This window comes from Streptomyces sp. NBC_00005, from assembly GCF_045160215.1.
In the GTDB taxonomy this organism is placed as follows: domain Bacteria; phylum Actinomycetota; class Actinomycetes; order Streptomycetales; family Streptomycetaceae; genus Streptomyces.
In genome coordinates this window covers 3,244,459-3,262,425 of sequence record NZ_CP108316.1, presented here as the reverse complement: position 1 = coordinate 3,262,425, position 17,967 = coordinate 3,244,459, and the positions used below count along the sequence as shown (strand labels likewise).

13 protein-coding genes are annotated in these 17,967 nt (G+C 70.2%); 12 read left to right on the top strand and 1 reads right to left on the bottom strand.

Annotated features, from left to right (window positions below):
* Nucleotides 1-881: 881 nt before the first annotated feature.
* From OG303_RS14985 to OG303_RS14960, 6 genes are all read left to right on the top strand, one after another.
* Entirely contained in the window at nt 882-2,750 is a 1,869-nt protein-coding gene (locus OG303_RS14985) for a glycogen debranching N-terminal domain-containing protein (RefSeq protein WP_405868752.1), read from the top strand.
* 131 nt (nt 2,751-2,881) lie between these two features.
* A complete protein-coding gene (locus OG303_RS14980; RefSeq protein WP_405868750.1) occupies nt 2,882-3,640 on the top strand; it encodes an NUDIX domain-containing protein in 759 nt (252 codons plus the stop codon).
* Nucleotides 3,641-3,771: 131 nt separating this feature from the next.
* Entirely contained in the window at nt 3,772-5,793 is a 2,022-nt protein-coding gene (locus tag OG303_RS14975; RefSeq protein WP_405868748.1) for an ATP-binding cassette domain-containing protein, read from the top strand.
* Between the two features lie 161 nt (nt 5,794-5,954).
* Entirely contained in the window at nt 5,955-6,842 is an 888-nt protein-coding gene (locus OG303_RS14970) for a FadR/GntR family transcriptional regulator (protein WP_405868746.1), read from the top strand.
* A gap of 427 nt (nt 6,843-7,269) precedes the next feature.
* The gene (locus tag OG303_RS14965; protein WP_405868744.1) at nt 7,270-8,799 is read left to right on the top strand and encodes an RNA polymerase sigma factor; all 1,530 of its coding nucleotides are present in this window, start codon (nt 7,270-7,272) and stop codon (nt 8,797-8,799) included.
* 137 nt (nt 8,800-8,936) lie between these two features.
* Nucleotides 8,937-9,803: a serine protease gene (locus OG303_RS14960; protein WP_405868742.1), complete on the top strand. Its 867-nt coding sequence runs from the start codon at nt 8,937-8,939 to the stop codon at nt 9,801-9,803.
* Between the two features lie 103 nt (nt 9,804-9,906).
* On the opposite strand, the gene OG303_RS14955 is transcribed toward OG303_RS14960, so the two are convergent.
* On the bottom strand, nt 9,907-10,137 hold the full coding sequence (locus OG303_RS14955; protein ID WP_405868740.1) for a hypothetical protein: 231 nt from the start codon (nt 10,135-10,137) through the stop codon (nt 9,907-9,909).
* Between the two features lie 442 nt (nt 10,138-10,579).
* Here OG303_RS14955 and OG303_RS14950 point away from each other — a divergent pair, with 442 nt between their 5' ends.
* The 6 genes from OG303_RS14950 to OG303_RS14925 all read left to right on the top strand — a co-directional run bounded on the left by OG303_RS14950 (nt 10,580) and on the right by OG303_RS14925 (nt 17,956).
* Complete coding sequence (locus OG303_RS14950) at nt 10,580-12,703, top strand: type IIA DNA topoisomerase subunit B (RefSeq protein ID WP_405868738.1); 2,124 nt, start codon at nt 10,580-10,582, stop codon at nt 12,701-12,703.
* Between the two features lie 677 nt (nt 12,704-13,380).
* Nucleotides 13,381-13,905, top strand: a complete 525-nt coding sequence (locus OG303_RS14945) for a DUF1453 domain-containing protein (RefSeq protein ID WP_405868736.1) — start codon at nt 13,381-13,383, stop codon at nt 13,903-13,905.
* Nucleotides 13,902-15,053 carry a sensor histidine kinase gene (locus tag OG303_RS14940; protein ID WP_405868734.1) on the top strand — a complete coding sequence of 384 codons (1,152 nt, stop codon included), beginning with the start codon at nt 13,902-13,904 and terminating at the stop codon, nt 15,051-15,053. Before OG303_RS14945 ends, OG303_RS14940 begins: the two co-directional genes overlap by 4 nt.
* Entirely contained in the window at nt 15,050-15,733 is a 684-nt protein-coding gene (locus tag OG303_RS14935; RefSeq protein ID WP_405868732.1) for a response regulator, read from the top strand. The genes OG303_RS14940 and OG303_RS14935 overlap by 4 nt, the downstream gene beginning before the upstream one ends.
* Before the next feature lie 67 nt (nt 15,734-15,800).
* Nucleotides 15,801-16,367, top strand: coding sequence for a DUF485 domain-containing protein (locus OG303_RS14930; protein WP_405868730.1), 567 nt, complete (start codon nt 15,801-15,803; stop codon nt 16,365-16,367).
* Complete coding sequence (locus OG303_RS14925; RefSeq protein WP_405868728.1) at nt 16,364-17,956, top strand: cation acetate symporter; 1,593 nt, start codon at nt 16,364-16,366, stop codon at nt 17,954-17,956. Before OG303_RS14930 ends, OG303_RS14925 begins: the two co-directional genes overlap by 4 nt.
* Nucleotides 17,957-17,967: the final 11 nt, after the last annotated feature.

The following is a 17,967-nucleotide window of genomic DNA, read 5'->3' as shown; positions in this document are numbered from 1 at the left end:
GGCAGCAAGAAGTCTCCGCGTGCGATTCGGATCGGAGCCACTCGGTCGGGTCGGCCCGATACGGGCGTGACCCGGAGGACCCCCCTTCCGTTCACCTGTGTGGCGGAACGCCCGGATGGCCGGGCCGCCTCACAGCCCACGCCCCTCCGGATCCTCCCACCCGGCGCCGCACAAGCCCGAGGCGCACCGAGCGCAGAGGAAGCCACCCCATGCATCAGCCGACTCCGCCCGCCGCCGCCAACTACGACCGTGTCGGCGTCGGCCGGTCAGCGCTGTCTCCAGGGACAGGCGCCGATCTGCCGACAGGCTCGGACCGTGTCGGCCGACACGAGCCGCCCTGTGCCACCGACGCCCCGCGCGCATCTTCACATATCGGCGAGGACCGGCGTCCGCCTTCACCGGTGGACCGACCCCGGTCCGCAGCGGGGCCTGCCGATCAGGACCGATCCCCTGGCAGGCCTACCGACCAGGGTCAGACCACGGCTCGACCGTCCGACCTGGGGCGCTGTGCACTCGATCCACCCCAGCCGGGCCACTCCGGGCTCCGGCCGGCGCGCCCGGACCAGCCTCCGGTCCGGTTGGCGAGCCCGACCCAACGCTCCGATCCACCCACGGGCCGGCCACGCTCACTGTCGTCCACCACAGGCCCGGGCCGGACCCTGCCCCCACCCCCAAGCCCGGGCCGGACCCTGTCCCCGCCCGCAAGCCCGACTCCCCGCTCGTCCGCCTTCCCGCCATCAAGAGCCGCCCCACCGCCCCGAGCCGCTCCGTCACCGGCCCCGCTCCCGGCACCCCGTCGGTCCGCCGAGCTGCCGTCCACCCACACCGCCATGATGTGCGTCGCGCTCCCAGGGCTCGCCATCTCGACGGAACAGGGGCAGATGACCGGCCAAGGGCTGGAGGGGTTCTATCGCGCGGGCCGACGCCTGCTCTCCCGTTGTCAGGTCCGCGTGGCCGGGCGTGAACCGCAGGCGGTGCAGGCCCGGATGACCGCGGCCGACCGGGCCCGTTTCGTGGGCACGCTGCGTGCCTCACCGCACTCCGGCCCCGACCCTGACCTCGTCATCGAGCGCATTCGCCATGCGGACGGCACGGAGCGCATCACGTTGCACAGTGCGGCCCTGCGCCCCCTGCGCGTGCCGATCGAGGTCGCCCTCGGCACGGACCTGGCCGAGCTGGGTGTCATCGCGTCCGGCGCCGCGCTGCCCGAACTGCCCGCCAGCGTCTACGACTCGGGCCTGCGCTGGTCCTGCGCCACGGGGAACTCGTTGGTCACGGCGGATCCGCCGCCCGCGGACGCGCTGGCCTCCGCGGGGCTGCTGCGCTGGGAGTTCGAGCTGCCCCCAGGCGGCAGCAGAAGCGTGGAGCTGCGGGTACGGCAGGACGGAGCGGGACCCGTCCGGGCCGTGGGCCGCGCGGCCACGAGTCCGTTCGTCGCCGCTCAGGCGTCCGGCGACGACCCCAGGGTCCAGTCGCTACTGCGGACAAGCGTCGAGGACCTCCACGCTCTGCTGCTGCGCGACCCCGCGCACCCGTCCGACATGCATCTCGCGGCAGGAGCCCCTTGGCGTTGTGGTCTCGCCCCGGCCGACGCACTCGGAGCGGCGCGGATGACGCTGCCTCTCGGTACCCGCCTCGCCGCAGGCACGCTGCGCACCCTCGCCCACACCCAACTCCCGGGCACGGGACCGCAGTCCGGCCTGATCCCCGGGCCGCGACGGGACGCCGGAACCCATCTGCCGCCGGGTTGCACCGGCACCGAAGCCACCCTCCTCTTCCCGGTACTTCTCGCGGAGGCCCGCCGCTGGGGACTTCCCGAGGCCGAGACAGAGGAACTGCTGCCGGCGGCCGAGCTCTGTCTGACCTGGCTGCGGACAACCGTCGGTGACGGCACCTACCTGTGCGACCCGCACCCCGGCGGTCCCGTCCGCTGCGAGACGCAGGCCCATGCCCACCGTGCGGCCCTGCTCGGCGCCGATCTGCTCGATGCGTGCGGGAGGCCGGGCGGCGCCGAGTTGCGGCAGTGGGCCCAGGCGCTGCGGACGGCGTTCCGGGAGGACTTCTGGATCGACGACCTGGGCGGGGGACGACCGGCGGCCGCGCGGGCCCCCGACGGTGCCCCGGTGCCGCACCTGGGTGCTGCCGCCGCCCACCTCCTCGACACCGGTCTGCTCGGCGGGGGCGAACTGGCTCCCGGACTGCTCGACAAGGTGCAGACCGAACAGCTCGCACGGCTGCTCGGCGGTCCGGCCATGGACTCGGGCTGGGGCCTGCGCGGACTGGGCGCGAAGGAGGCCGGATACAACCCGTTCGGCCACCGCAGCGGTGCCGTACGGGTGCACGAGACGGCCATCGCCGTCGCGGGCCTGGCCGCCGCCGGCTACGAGAAGGACGCGACTTCGCTGCTGAAAGGGACACTGGCGGCGGCCGAGACCTTCGGATACCGGCTCCCCGAGATGTACGCGGGGGAGCAGCGCACCGACGGGAGCGCTCCCCTCCCGCACCCCGCGGCCTGTCGCCCCGCCGCCACCGCGGCCGCCGCAGGCGTGCTGCTGCCGGTCGCACTCGCGGGAATCCGCCCCGACGCCCCCGCCCGGACGGTCACGCTGCGCCCTGTGCACAGCGCCCCCCTGGGCGAGACCGTTCTGACGGGGCTTCGGGTCGCCGGCGCCCCCTTCTCCGTACGGGTCAGCCGACTCGGTCTCGCCATGGTGGAGGAGGCGGCCGACGGGCTGCAATTGGGAGTGTGACCTCGGATGACGCACCACCGCACAACGGCCCGGACCAGAGGGTGAGACCCATACCGGACCGAAGTGGATCAGCCATCGAAGCGGCCGACGAAGGGAGTGTTTATCGTCAAGCAGACGACTATGATCGCCGCATGCCCTACGACCCGTCAGCATTTCCGCCCTTCGCCGTCACCGTGGACCTGGTCGTGCTGACCGTGCGCCGCCATGCCCTGTGCGCGCTGGCGGTACGCAGGGGCGAACCACCGTTCCAGGGGCGCTGGGCGCTGCCCGGCGGCTTCGTACGGGCAGACGAGGATCTGGCGCAGGCCGCCGCACGCGAACTCGCCGAGGAGACCGGGCTGCGCGCCCACGAACCGCCCGTTCCCGCTCAGGACAACGGCGCTCACCTGGAACAGCTCGCGACCTACGGCGACCCCAAGCGGGACCCCCGCATGCGCGTCGTCAGCGTCGCCCACCTGGCGCTCGCCCCCGACCTGCCCGCACCCCGAGCCGGCGGCGATGCCAGCAACGCGCGCTGGGCGCCGGTCGAGGAACTGCTGCAGCAGGGCGGTTACGGCCGTGACGGCGAACCGGTGGCACCGCTCGCCTTCGACCACGCCCAGATCCTGTCCGACGGCGTGGAGCGCGCCCGCTCCAAGATCGAGTACTCGTCCCTCGCTACGGCGTTCTGCCCCACCGAGTTCACCGTCGGCGAGTTGCGCCGGGTCTACGAGGCGGTGTGGGGCGTGGCCCTCGACCCGCGCAACTTCCACCGCAAGGTGACGGGCACGCCGGGCTTCCTCGTCCCCACGGGCGGGACCACCACACGCCAGGGCGGCCGCCCGGCGCAGTTGTTCCGGGCCGGCGGGGCCACGCTGCTCAACCCTCCGATGCTGCGCCCCGAAGTGTGAGGGCGGAGCCCGGACTTGGCGCGAGGGGCCCAGTAGCGGATGGCGACAGGGTTTCGAGCGGACCGGTGACGGCCTGTGCAGCGGGCGCGCGATACCCGAAAAAACGGACATAGCGCGCTATCTTGCTGCGAGTGATCCAGGCTTTCGGATTGACCAGCATTCCCCGCAACGAGCTTCCGCCTGCCGTCGACGATGTCTCCTTCGACGCACGCGCAGGCCGCGTCACGGCGCTGCTCGGCTTGCCGGGGGCAGGCAAGACGACCGCGCTCAAACTCATGCTCGAGCTCCAACAGGGCCGTGGCATCACCTACTTCAGGGGCCGCCCCCTGCACCGCATCGCCCATCCGTCGCGTGAAGTCGGCGTGCTCCTGGGCGATGTACCGGGACACCCCGCCCGCACGGTCCGCGGTCATCTCCGCATGCTGTGCGCCGCCGCGGGGGTCACCGTCCGCCGTGCCGACGAGGTGCTCGAGGTGGTCGGCCTCGTCAGCCTGCGCGACGAGCGCCTCGGCACCCTCTCGCGCGGCATGGACCGCCGCCTCGGCCTGGCCTGCGCCCTGCTGTCCGATCCGCACACACTCGTCCTCGACGAGCCCGCCGAGGGGCTCTCCACCCGCGAGACCCGCTGGCTGTACGACATGCTGCGTGCGCACGCAGCCCAGGGTGGCACCGTCCTGGTCACCACGGCCGACCCCAAGGAGGCCGCGCGCAGCGCCGACCGGGTCGTCACGCTGGAGCAGGGCAGGCTCGTCGCCGACCAGGAGGCCGACGACTTCGCCCGCACCCGGCTGCGCCCCCGCGTCGCCGTCCGCAGCCCGCACGTCGCGCGCCTCGCCGCCCTGCTCACCAAGGAGGCCCGCAGCGCGCAGCGCTCCGTCGAGGTCGTACGCGAGGGCGGCAACCGCCTTTCCGTGTACGGCAGTAGCTGCGCCGACGTCGGCGAGACAGCGTTCCGCCACGGCATCCTCGTACATCAACTCGCCGACGAGACCGGCGACATGGGGTCCGGAGCGATGGAGGCGCCCGTCAGGGAGCCGGAAACCGCCGACGAGCGGCAGGTGTCGCAGGACAGGTCGCGTGCAAGGGATGAGGTCCGGCATCGCGTTGCGGCACCGCGCTGTTCGGCCTCTGCCGATGCACCCCAACCATCAGGCGCAGAACCGAAATCCTCGACACCTGCTGGTGCGTTCCACGAAATGCGCCTTGAATCGCATTCCCTGGCTCAGGTCGACGGGCCCCGTGACGCCGACGAGCTGAAGTCGCCCGTCACCGAACCCAATCCACGCGTCGCGTCCGGGCGGGCCCCGATGCCGGCCGCACGCCCGGCCGGAGACGACCTGGATGGCCTGTCTCCCCTTCCGCCCCCCATCTCCGTCCGCCCCGCCCGCACCCCCCTCCGCCCCCTGCGCTACGAACTCCGCCGTGCCGCAGGCATCAGCACCGGGTTTCTCACCGGGGCCGCAGTACTCGTCGTGTCCGCCGTCGCCGCGGTCCTCCTGGCCCGGATCGGGCACACCCCGCAGGCGCGCCTGCTGGCCGCGTGGCCGCGGGAGCTGCCGCTGCCGCCTGCCGCGCTCGGTGCGGGGCTGCTCGGTGCGCTGGCCTTCGGCGACGAGTTCCGCCACCCCGCGCTGGCGGCGGATCGCGGCACCGTGCCCCGTCGGCTGGGGCTGCTCGCCGCGAAACTCCTCGTCGCCGCGGCCACCGCGCTGATGCTGGCCTTCCTCACGGTCGGCTGCGACGCCGAAGTTCTCTACCTCGTCTACGGACGGGAACTCGCGCAAGTTCCCACGGACTGGCTTTCGCTGAGCGCGAGTTGGCTCGGGCTGGTCGTCGGATGCGCCTGGGCCGGAGTGCTGGCGGCCGGCGTCTTCCGGTCCACCACGGCAGGACTCGCGGCCGTGATCGCCGTACCCGTCCTCGTCGTTCCCCTCGTACAAAAGGCCTTGGCGGGATCGTCCGTGCGCACGGCGGCAGGATTTCCCCTGCGGCTGCGCGAGGTGCTCCTGGTGCAGTGGCCCGTCGGGGGAGAGCGCTATCTGACCGCCGTGGCGCGGGTGGTCTCCCAACCCGTGGGCGGCGCACTGACGTTGTCGCTCACCGCTCTGCTCTGCGCGTATCTGCTCACCACCCTGCGCAGCAGGGTCCGATGACGACCGTCCGTGCGCTTTCGTCCCTCCCTGCGCGCAACTCCCAGAGGAAAGCCCATTTCTTTCCGATAAGGCGTCAATTGCGACGGGGTGAGCGATCACCCTTTCGTGTGCTTTTCACCAAAGACCTCAAGGGAGTTGAGAACGGCGCCGACAAAGGATCCGTGAGTACCCTTGCGCACACCATGATGACCGCCGCCCGCTCCGCAGACTCCGGCCTCGCCGGCCCGGGCGAACTCGACCGCTACCCCTATGCCGAGACCCCCGTGGTCGACCGCGTCGGAGCCCCCGCCTGGGAGAGCGCGGACCCGGAGCTGGGCCGCGTGGGCCGGCGTGCCGCCGGCAGCCGCGGACGCGGGCTGCACGGCCAACTCGTCCAGCAGCTGGGCCAGATGATCGTTTCCGGCGACCTGGGCGCAGACCGTCCGCTGGTGCCCGAGGAGATCGGCCAACGTTTCGAGGTCTCCCGCACCGTCGTCCGTGAGTCGCTCCGCGTTCTGGAGGCCAAGGGCCTGGTCAGTGCCCGCCCGAACGTCGGCACGCGCGTGCGTCCCGTCAGCGACTGGAACCTCCTCGACCCGGACATCATCGAATGGCGCGCCTTCGGGCCGCAGCGTGACGACCAGCGCCGCGAGCTGAGCGAGCTGCGCTGGACGATCGAACCGCTCGCCGCTCGTCTTGCCGCAGGGCACGGGCGCGAGGACGTCCAGCAGCGGCTCGCCGACATGGTCGAGATCATGGGCCACGCCATGGGGCAGGGTGACGCCATCACCTTCGCGCGTGCCGATGCCGAGTTCCACTCCCTGCTCATCCAGGTCGCGGGCAACCGGATGCTGGAGCACCTTTCCGGGATCGTCTCGTCCGCCCTCCAGGTCTCCGGCGGCCCGGTGACGGGCTGTGACCGGCCGAACGAGGCGTCGCTGGGGCATCACGGCAGGATCGTCGACGCCCTCGCCACCGGTGACGGCACGGCGGCCGAGTCGGCCATGCGTCAACTGCTCACCGTCCACCCCGAGGTGGAGCGCGTGGTGCCCGCACCGCGCGAACACTGACCGCACACCGCGGGCGGCGCGGTCGGGAGATGTCTCCCCCTCCTGTGACATCGCCCTGCCGCCGAACCGCCTCCGTCGGACCCCGCAGGATCCCGGAGATCCTGCGGGGTCCGACGGTGCGACGGGCCGCGAGGCCCTCGGGAAAGCCACGATCTGACCCTGGGATGGCCTTATCTGTCCATGTCTGACCGATTTTGAGCGCTTACGGGGTGTGACTCGGGCCACGCAGATTGGGCGTAACACTCGCGGGAGCAGCGCGATGACCTAAGAGGTGACAGCCGAGGAGGGAATACGGACGCCGTTTACGGCGCTGTGTATCTTCCCGGCCCCCGCCCGCACCGTCGGCCCAATCCCCAAGTCGGCGGTCGGCTCCTGTCCGCCGTGGACGGGGCCGGAAGCCGTTTTCCAACGTTCCGAGAGGTTGTTCGTGTCGGCCAGCACATCCCGTACGCTCCCGCCGGAGATCGCCGAGTCCGTCTCTGTCATGGCTCTGATTGAGCGGGGAAAGGCTGAGGGGCAGATCGCCGGCGACGATGTGCGTCGGGCCTTCGAAGCTGACCAGATTCCGGCCACTCAGTGGAAGAACGTACTGCGCAGCCTCAACCAGATCCTCGAGGAAGAGGGTGTGACGCTGATGGTCAGTGCCGCAGAGCCCAAGCGCACCCGAAAGAGCGTCGCAGCGAAGAGTCCGGCCAAGCGCACCGCCACCAAGACGGTTGCGGCGAAGACGGTGACCGCCAAGAAGGCCACCGCCACCGCCACCCCGGAGGCGCCCGCAGCCGAAGGGTCCGTCGAGGACGACGCCGCGAAGGTCGCCGCGAAGAAGACGGTCGCCAAGAAGGCGGCGACCGCGAAGAAGACCGTCGCCAAGAAGACGGCGGCGAAGAAGACCGGTGCCAAGAAGGACGACGCCGAAGTCGTCGAAGAGGAAGCGGCCGAGGACACCCCCAAGGGCGCCGACGAGCCCGAGGGCGCCGAGAGCGCGGGCTTCGTGCTCTCCGACGAGGACGAGGACGACGCGCCGGCCCAGCAGGTCGCCGCGGCGGGTGCCACCGCCGACCCGGTCAAGGACTACCTCAAGCAGATCGGCAAGGTCCCGCTGCTCAACGCCGAGCAGGAGGTCGAGCTCGCCAAGCGCATCGAGGCCGGTCTGTTCGCCGAGGACAAGCTGGCCAACGCCGACAAGCTCGCCCCGAAGCTCAAGCGCGAGCTCGAGATCATCGCCGAGGACGGCCGCCGCGCCAAGAACCACCTCCTGGAGGCCAACCTCCGTCTGGTGGTCTCCCTGGCCAAGCGCTACACCGGCCGTGGCATGCTCTTCCTGGATCTCATCCAGGAGGGCAACCTCGGTCTGATCCGCGCGGTCGAGAAGTTCGACTACACCAAGGGCTACAAGTTCTCCACGTACGCCACCTGGTGGATCCGTCAGGCGATCACCCGCGCCATGGCCGACCAGGCCCGCACCATCCGTATCCCGGTGCACATGGTCGAGGTCATCAACAAGCTCGCGCGTGTGCAGCGCCAGATGCTCCAGGACCTGGGCCGTGAGCCCACCCCGGAGGAGCTGGCCAAGGAACTCGACATGACCCCCGAGAAGGTCATCGAGGTCCAGAAGTACGGCCGTGAGCCCATCTCCCTCCACACCCCCCTGGGCGAGGACGGCGACAGCGAGTTCGGTGACCTCATCGAGGACTCCGAGGCGGTCGTCCCGGCCGACGCGGTCAGCTTCACGCTCCTCCAGGAGCAGCTGCACTCCGTCCTGGACACGCTCTCCGAGCGTGAGGCGGGCGTCGTGTCCATGCGCTTCGGTCTCACCGACGGTCAGCCGAAGACCCTCGACGAGATCGGCAAGGTGTACGGCGTCACGCGCGAGCGCATCCGCCAGATCGAGTCCAAGACCATGTCGAAGCTGCGCCACCCGTCGCGTTCCCAGGTGCTGCGCGACTACCTCGACTAGGTCGCCGTCGTACGACAAAGAAGGCCCGGTTCTCCCTCGTGGGGAACCGGGCCTTCTCGTGCTGTCGCGCGGGTGCGGGGTGCGGCGGGCTGGATGACTCTGGGTCTCCCACGACCGACCCAGAGTGAGGAGCCTGCATGCGTCGTCCCTTTGTCCGGGCATTGGCCCGGCCGCTGGTCCTTGCGGCCGCAGTGACCGCAATACCGTTGCTTTCCACCGCCCCTGTGGCTGCCGACAGCGTTGTCATAGGGAGTTTTCCGATCGACGTCTCCGAGAGTCCGTGGACGGTGGCGCTGTCCAGCCGTGACCGGTTCGGGGGTACGCGGGCGGGGCAGTTCTGCGGCGGTGTGGCCATCAGTCGTACGACCGTGCTCACGGCGGCCCACTGCATGGGTGAGGACGTCCTGGGGGTGCCGTCGAAGCGCGTCCTCGACCTCAAGGTCATCGCGAGCCGTACGGACCTGCTCTCGGACCGCGGCCAGGAGATCCCCGTACGCGACATCAAGGTGAATCCGAACTACGACAGCGGCACCAACGCCGAGGACTTCGCCGTGCTCACCCTCGCCGAAGACCTTCCGCAGAGTTCGGTCATCGAGATGGCGGCCTCCGGCGATCCTGCGTACAAGCCGGGTGCGAGCGCCACGGTCTCCGGATGGGGGGACCTCACAGGTGGCGGCGACTACCCGCACAGTCTGCGGGCGACGCGCCTGCATGTGCTGCCCGATGCGCAGTGTGAGGAGGCGTATCCGGGCGGTGGCGACGGCACGTACCTCGCCAAGAGCATGCTGTGCGCCGGGGAGACGGAAGGTGGCCACGACGCCTGCCAGGGGGACAGCGGCGGGCCCCTCGTCGCCCAGGGGAAGCTGATCGGTCTCGTGTCCTGGGGGAGCGGCTGCGGTCGCGCGGGCAGTCCCGGCGTCTATACGCGCGTGTCCGAGGTTCTACGGGCGCTGGGCCGGGCCAGCGGGGTGAGCGGGCCCCACAGGGCCGCTGACGGGGCCTGAGCGGCCTTCCGGTACGAGCGCGGGCGGCGCGGTCCCTGAAGCAGGGGCCGCGCCGCCCGTACACCGGCCTGTGCCGGAGCTGGCTCGTCGTGGACGCGAGGTGTCAGCGCTCTTCTTCGGAGGCGGATGCCGGAATGGTGGTCAGCCGCTCCGTCTCGTCCTGTATCTCAGCGGCGATCTTCTTGAGTTCCGGCTCGAACTTGCGGCCATGGTGGGCGCAGAAGAGCAGTTCGCCGCCGCTGAGCAGTACAACGCGCACGTATGCCTGTGCGCCGCAGCGGTCGCAGCGATCGGCGGCCGTCAGCGGGCTCGCGGGGGTCAGAACAGTAGTCACGTCGCCTCTTCTCTAGCTCGACGAGCTGTCGTACCAGGGTCAACATCCAACCAGCCCTAAAACGTTCCCGCCCGGGGCCTTTCCTCGAAAAAATCTTTCGAGGCCGGCTGTCTGCTGCCGGTTGGCGGCGAATGTGCCGTATTGCGTGTCTATGTGTCTTACGGGTTCGCGCGGTCTGTCAAGGTCGGGTCCTCCCGGCTGGGTTGCCGGTTGTTCATGAGGACGTGCCCGGAGCCTAAATGGTTCATGCCTGGAAGGGAACGTGATATGTACTTCACTCCATCGAGGGATCGAACAGGCATGCGACTCTGGACTAGTCTTCACTTCAGACGAGGGTGGCGTTACAACGGCTCTACCAGGCCTCGGTACCCTCTTGACGGCAACCGAAGCCGTGCCCTTACCCACAAGGGCCCCACCTGAAATTCAGCGAGGAGCGAACCGCGTGACCGCCGAGACGTCCGTGCCGTCCACAGCGCTGCTGGCAGGAGCAGACCGGGACGGTTCCAACTACACCGCGCGGCACCTGCTCGTCCTCGAGGGGCTCGAGGCCGTGCGCAAGCGCCCAGGTATGTACATCGGGTCGACCGACAGCCGTGGTCTGATGCACTGCCTGTGGGAGATCATCGACAACTCCGTCGACGAGGCCCTGGGGGGCTACTGCGACCACATCGAGGTGATCCTGCACGACGACGCCTCGGTCGAGGTCCGTGACAACGGCCGCGGCATCCCGGTCGACGTCGAGCCCAAGACGGGCCTGTCCGGCGTCGAGGTCGTCATGACCAAGCTGCACGCCGGCGGCAAGTTCGGCGGCGGCTCGTACGCCGCCTCCGGCGGTCTGCACGGTGTGGGCGCCTCCGTGGTGAACGCCCTGTCCGCGCGACTGGACATCGAGGTGGACCGCAGCGGCAACACCCATGCCATCAGTTTCCGGCGCGGTGTGCCGGGAGCCTTCGCCACGAACGGCCCGGACGCCAAGTTCGAGGCCGAGAGTGGCTTGCGCAAGGTCAAGCGGATCCCCAAGACCCGCACCGGCACGCGCGTGCGTTACTGGGCCGACCGCCAGATCTTCCTCAAGGACGCCAAGCTCTCCCTGGAGAACCTTCACCAGCGTGCCCGCCAGACCGCGTTCCTGGTGCCCGGCCTGACCATCGTCGTGCGCGACGAGTTCGGCCTCGGCGAGGGCGGCAGCAAGGGCGAGGAGTCCTTCCGCTTCGACGGCGGCATCAGCGAGTTCTGCGAGTACCTGGCGAGCGACAAGCCGGTCTGCGACGTCCTCCGCTTCTCCGGCCAGGGAACCTTCAAGGAGACTGTCCCGGTCCTGGACGACCACGGTCAGATGACGCCCACGGAGGTCACGCGCGAGCTTGCCGTGGACGTCGCGATGCGCTGGGGGACCGGCTACGACACGACCCTGAAGTCATTCGTCAACATCATCGCCACCCCCAAGGGAGGCACCCACGTCGCCGGCTTCGAGCAGGCGGTCGCCAAGACGATGAACGAGGTGCTGCGCGCGAAGAAGCTGCTGCGCGTCGCCGAGGACGACATCGTCAAGGACGACGCTCTGGAGGGCCTGACCGCGGTCGTCACCGTCCGCCTCGCCGAGCCGCAGTTCGAGGGCCAGACCAAGGAGGTCCTCGGTACCTCGGCGGCCCGGCGCATCGTGAACACGGTGATCACCAAGGAACTCAAGGCGTTCCTGACCTCCACGAAGCGGGATGCCGCCGCGCAGGCCCGTGTGGTCATGGAGAAGGCGGTCGCCGCCGCCCGTACGCGTATCGCGGCCCGGCAGCACAAGGACGCGCAGCGCCGGAAGACGGCTCTGGAGTCCTCGTCGCTGCCGGCGAAGCTGGCGGACTGCCGCAGTGACGACGTGGACCGCAGCGAGCTGTTCATCGTCGAGGGAGACTCCGCGCTCGGCACGGCCAAGCTTGCGCGGAACTCCGAGTTCCAGGCGCTGCTGCCGATCCGCGGCAAGATCCTCAACGTCCAGAAGTCGTCCGTGACCGACATGCTCAAGAACGCCGAGTGCGGCGCGATCATCCAGGTCATAGGAGCCGGCTCGGGCCGGACGTTCGACATCGACGCGGCCCGCTACGGCAAGATCATCATGATGACCGACGCCGACGTGGACGGCTCGCACATCCGGACCCTGCTGCTGACGCTGTTCCACCGGTACATGCGGCCCATGGTCGAGGCGGGCCGGGTGTTCGCGGCGGTGCCGCCGCTGCACCGCGTCGAGCTCATCCAGCCGAAGAAGGGCCAGGACAAGTACGTCTACACGTACTCGGACCGTGAGCTGCGCGACAAGTTGCTGGAGTTCCAGAGCAAGGGCGTCCGGTACAAGGACTCGATCCAGCGCTACAAGGGTCTCGGTGAGATGGACGCCGACCAGCTGGCCGAGACGACGATGGACCCGCGCCATCGCACCCTGCGCCGGATCAACCTCTCCGACCTGGACTCCGCCGAGCAGGTCTTCGATCTGCTGATGGGCAACGACGTGGCACCGCGCAAGGAGTTCATCTCCAGCTCGGCGGCGACGCTGGACCGGTCGCGCATCGACGCGTAGACGCTGCGCTCGGCTTGGGCCGGGCGTGGGGTTCGTCCGGGCTGGGCCTGGGGTGAGGTGATCGGCTCGCCCTCACGGGAACTGGCCTGGGCGGGCGGCCTTGGGCGAGCGGGGATTCGGCCGCGTAGGGGCTTGGCCGGCCCGCTTGCCTCTAGCCGGCCTGCTTGGCCTGGGCCTTGGCCTTGGCCGTGCTCCGGCATGGGGCGAGGTGACCGGCCGGGGCTGAATGCCGTACGTGGCGGACGGGTTGGCTCGTGCTGGGTGCTGGGTGCTGGGTGCTGGGTGCTGGGTGCTGGGTGCCGGACCCAACTGGTCGGCTGGGCAGTAGATCTGTCCGGCTCGGCCTCAGCCTCAGCCTCAGCCTCGGCTTTGGCTTTGGCTTCTAGCTCTGGCTCAGCAACGAGGGCGCGTGACCGCTGCCCGCCCAGGTCGGACCGACGATCCAGGTCCAGGGCGGTCGGTTCACGTCGCGATGATCGGCCCGGGGCCGGGGCCGGGGCCGGGGCCGGAGCCGGAGCCGCGGGGCGGCTCCACCCGTGGGTGGAGCCCGTAGTGCTCAGCGGATCCACCCACGATCCACCCCCGCTCCGATCTGCTGACCTGTGAATTTCCGTAGCGTCGAAGGCGTCGACAGCACTCGCTGCCGGCATCGCCCTTCTTCGCTCACGGAGGCACTGATGTCCGGGCTGGTCAATGCGCTGGTGATTGCGGCGGTGGTCGCCGTTGTACTCGTGCGACAGTTCCGTGCACGGCAGATCAGCACCGACAGGCGCTGGTGGCTTCTGCCTGTGATTCTCGCCGTCGTGGCGCTGCGCGAGCCCGGAATCGTCGACGCACACCACCGCACAGAATCGATCGCCCTGCTCGGCACCGAGCTGCTCATCGGCCTTGCCACTGGGGCTGGTTGGGCCTGGACGACCCGAATATGGGCGGAGCCGGACGGCACTGTATGGAGCAAGAGCACCAAGGCGAGCGTGACCGTCTGGATTGTCGGCATCGCCCTGCGCGTCGGTCTCTTCGCACTCGGCTCGGCGATCGGCGTGCATCAGGACAGCTCCGCCCTGCTCATCGCCCTGGCGGCCACCCTCCTGGTCCGCTCCGGGATCCTCGTCTGGCGGGCCCAGTCGCTCGCCCCGGTGGCGGGTGTGACCACGGCGTACCGTGACCACATGGCTCGACCCGCGCGGAAGGAGCGTGTGTGACGCGGCACGCGTGGACGCGCTGGCCCTCGCGGGAGGCGCTCGGGCGCGAGGGAGTCTCCCAGCCCCGGCGCCTGCTCGCCTGGGTCGTGCGGCTGCTCGTCCTCGGCATGCTGCTGTGGGGAGCCTTCAGCGGCAGCCATGTGCACGGCTGGAAGAGGGGCGCGGCGGCCGGGGTGGTGCTCCTGGCGGCAGTGCTTGCCTGGGCCTTCTTCCGCTTCACTCTGCAGCACCGGTTGTGGCCCTCGCTGGGAACGCTCGCACTGTTGCAAGGCATCGCGATCCTGGCCCAGGCCTCGGAGTTCCGGGTTCCTGCCCTCGTCATGTGGTGCGGGTGCGGGGTCGCTTCGCTGGAGCGGCTGCCCTTTGCAGTCGGTGTGCCTGTCGCCGGGATGGCACTCGGCCTGTACGGGGCTTTCAACAACGACAACCCGCTGACGACTGCGGTCACCGTCATCGGTCTCGCCCTCGCGGGCTACACACTGCGCCTCGACGCCGAGGCCCGGGGCAACGCCCAGCGGCTGCTCGCCCATGAGCGGGCCGCCCGGGCCGCGGAGGCCGAGTCGGCGGCGCTCGGGGAGCGGGCCCGGATCGCGCGGGAGATCCACGACGTGCTGGCGCACAGCCTCTCCGCGCAGCTCGTGCACCTGGAGGCAGCCCGGCTGCTGATCGAGCGGGGTGCCGACCGGGAGCAGATCCTGGAGCGGGTGGTGGCCGCTCGGGGCATGGCGCGCGACGGTCTCGACGAGACACGGCAGGCGCTCTCCGCACTGCGCGGCGAGCTGACACCGCTGGAGGACTTCCTCTCGCAGCTCGTCGGTACGACGGCCGGTGCCGAGGTCACCATTACGGGTGAGCGCAGGCGGTTGCCCGCCGAGGCGTCGCAGGCCGTGCGCAGGGTCGCCCAGGAGGCCCTGACCAACGTCCGTAAGCATGCGCCGGGGGCCAAGGTGCGGGTGCGGCTGGACTACAGCGATCAGCAAGTGACGCTGGACGTACGGGACTCGGGCGGCTCGCCGGGTGAGCTCACCGGGGCGGGTGCCGGATACGGTCTGCTGGGCATGCGCGAGCGCGCCGAGCTGCTGGGCGGTTCGCTGGAGGCCGGGCCGGACGAGGAGGGGTTCATGGTGACGCTGAAGGTGCCTGTATGACGGGAGGGACGGAGGAGCAGCCCGCGCGCGTGGTGGTCGCGGACGATCAGACCGTCGTGCGTGAGGGCATCGTGATGCTGCTGGGCCTGCTGCCCGGGATCGAGGTCGTCGGCGCCGCGGGGGACGGGGACGAGGCGGTGAAGCTCGTCGCCGAACTCGCCCCGGACGTGGTGCTGATGGACCTGCGCATGCCCCGCTGCGACGGTGTGGAGGCGACCCGGCGTATTCGCGCGGAGCACCCCGGGACGCAGGTCGTGGTGCTCACGACGTACGCGGACGACGCGTCTTTGTTCCCGGCGTTGCGGGCGGGAGCGCGGGGCTATCTCACCAAGGACGCGGGCGGGGACGAGATCGTACGGGCCGTGCAGAGCGTGCTGTCCGGGGACGCGGGGCTGTCGCCGAGCATCCAACGAAGGCTGCTGGAGCGGCTGTCCGATCCGGAGCCGCAGCCGGCGACCGTGACCGAGGCGCCGGACGGGCTCACCGCGCGGGAGACGGAGGTGCTGTTGCTGATCGCCGACGGTCTCAGCAACCAGGAGATCGCCCGCAAGCTGCATGTCTCCACCGCGACCGTGAAGACACACATCAACAACCTCTTCGCCAAGACAGGGCTCAAGGACCGTGCCCAGGCGGTGCGTTACGCGTATGCGAAGGGGCTCGTACGGCCACCAGCGGGTTGAGTCACCTGATGGGGTGAAGAGCGGGGAAGAAGAGTCGGGGATCTTCCCGTTCTGTCCATCCTTGGGCATGCAGTCAAGCAACGGTCGTCCCCGTGAAGGCGGGGGTGGCGCCGACGGTCCGGCCGAGCACCGTGAGGGTCACGAGCCGTCCCTCGCAGAGGCGTCCGGGGGTGTGCGGTACGAAGACCCGTGGTACGACGCACTCGCCTCCGGATGGGGCGAGTTGGACGGTGTCGGCGGGTCCGTGCCCGTACCCGAAGCCCGTGCTGCGCGCAGGGCGAGCGAGGACGAGGCTGCGGCTGCGGCAGACGTCTACCTCGAGGTGCAGCGCAGTGCGGCGTTCCAGGAAGTGCGCAGCCGGTACCGGAGGTTCGTGGTGCCGGGAGTCGCCGTCTTCTTCGTCTGGTACGTGGGGTACGTCGTGACCGCTACGACCGCACCCGGGTTGATGGCGCGTCCCGTGGCGGGCGCGGTGAACGTGGCGATGCTCGCGGGGCTCGGGCAGTTCCTCACCACCTTCCTGTTCGCCTGGGCCTACGCCCGGCATGCGCGGCTGCGCAGGGACCGGGCGGCGCTCGAACTGCGTTGGGACACCCAGGAACTGACGCGCGGCGCCCAAGGCGGTGCCTCATGACGGGTGATCACCAGACGCTGGCGTTGTTTCTGTTCAGCGCGTTCGTCGCCGTCACGCTGGCGATCACGACGTGGGTGAGCCGCAACCGGCATGGTTCGGCGGAGGAGTTCTATGCGGGCGGGCGCCTCTTCTCGCCCATGGAGAATGGTTTTGCCATCGCGGGCGACTACATGTCGGCCGCGTCCTTCCTGGGCGTCACCGGGCTCATCGCCCTGTTCGGATACGACGGGCTGCTGTATGTGGTCGGCTTCCTCGTCGCCTGGCTGCTGGTGCTCTTCCTGGTCGCCGAACTGGTGCGCAACTGCGGGCGGTTCACGCTGGCCGACGTGGTCGCGGCGCGGATGCGGGAGCGGCCCGTCCGGATCGCGGCGGGAACTTCCTCGGTCACCGTGTCCGTTCTGTATCTAGTGGCGCAGATGGTGGGTGCGGGCAGCCTGGTCGCGCTGCTGCTCGGGGGTACGAGCGCGGCGGCGCGGGCCTGGACCGTCATCGGCGTCGGCGCGCTCATGGTGATCTATGTGTCGTTGGGAGGGATGCGGGCCACCACCTGGATCCAGATCGTCAAGGCGGTTCTGCTGCTCAGCGGTACGGTCGCGTTGACCGTGCTCGTCCTGCTGCGGTTCCACGGCGACCTCGACCGGCTGCTGCTGACGGCGGCCGAGCGCAGTGGTCACGGCGACGCGTTCCTGGCGCCGGGGCTGAAGTACGGCGGGGACTGGACCGCCCGTTTCGACTTCATCAGTCTCGGCCTCGCCCTGGTGCTGGGCACGGCCGGGCTGCCGCACATCCTGTCCCGCTTCTACACGGTGCCCACCGCCCGGGCCGCACGGCGGTCGGTGCTCTGGTCGATCGGGCTCATCGGCGGCTTCTACCTGATGACGATCATTCTCGGCTTCGGTGCGGCCGCGATCGTGGGGCCGGAGGCGGTACGCGGGTCGAACGCGGCCGGGAACACGGCGGTTCCGCTCCTCGCGCTCAACCTGGGCGGCGGCGCGAACTCCACAGGAGGAACGGTTCTCTTCGCGATCGTCGCCGCCGTCGCCTTCGCCACCATCCTCGCGGTGGTCGCCGGAATCACGCTCGCCTCCTCGGCGTCCGTGGCCCACGACCTGTACGCGTCCCTGCGGCGCCGCCGTGCCAAGCCGCGCAGCGAGGTGGCCGTGGCGCGCGTCGCCTCGGTCGGCATCGGCGTGGTCGCGATCGCCCTCGGACTCCTGGCCCGTGACCTGAACGTCGCCTTCCTGGTGGGTCTCGCCTTCGCGGTCGCCGCGTCCGCGAACCTCCCGGTGCTGCTGTACTCGCTGTTCTGGCGCGGCTTCACCACCCGCGGTGCCGTATGGGCCGTATACGGCGGGCTCGTCCCCGCACTGGCCCTAGTCGTGCTGTCGCCGGTGGTCTCGGGCAGTCCGGATTCGCTGTTCCCCGCCGTCGACTTCCAGTACTTCCCGCTCCAGAACCCCGGCCTCGTGTCGATCCCGTTGGGCTTCCTCGCGGGCTGGCTCGGCACGGTCACCTCCGCCGAGGTCCCGGACGAGGCCAAGCACGCGGAGACCGAGGTGCGGGCGCTGACGGGGGCGGGAGCCGCGTAGGCGCCGCGCTG

Coding starts and splice junctions, on each gene's coding strand:
- OG303_RS14925 (WP_405868728.1), top strand. CDS start 16,364: ATGACGGGTGATCACCAGACGCTGGCGTTGTTTCTGTTCAGCGCGTTC.
- OG303_RS14985 (WP_405868752.1), top strand. CDS start 882: ATGACCGGCCAAGGGCTGGAGGGGTTCTATCGCGCGGGCCGACGCCTG.
- OG303_RS14930 (WP_405868730.1), top strand. CDS start 15,801: ATGCAGTCAAGCAACGGTCGTCCCCGTGAAGGCGGGGGTGGCGCCGAC.
- OG303_RS14960 (WP_405868742.1), top strand. CDS start 8,937: ATGCGTCGTCCCTTTGTCCGGGCATTGGCCCGGCCGCTGGTCCTTGCG.
- OG303_RS14980 (WP_405868750.1), top strand. CDS start 2,882: ATGCCCTACGACCCGTCAGCATTTCCGCCCTTCGCCGTCACCGTGGAC.
- OG303_RS14945 (WP_405868736.1), top strand. CDS start 13,381: ATGTCCGGGCTGGTCAATGCGCTGGTGATTGCGGCGGTGGTCGCCGTT.
- OG303_RS14935 (WP_405868732.1), top strand. CDS start 15,050: ATGACGGGAGGGACGGAGGAGCAGCCCGCGCGCGTGGTGGTCGCGGAC.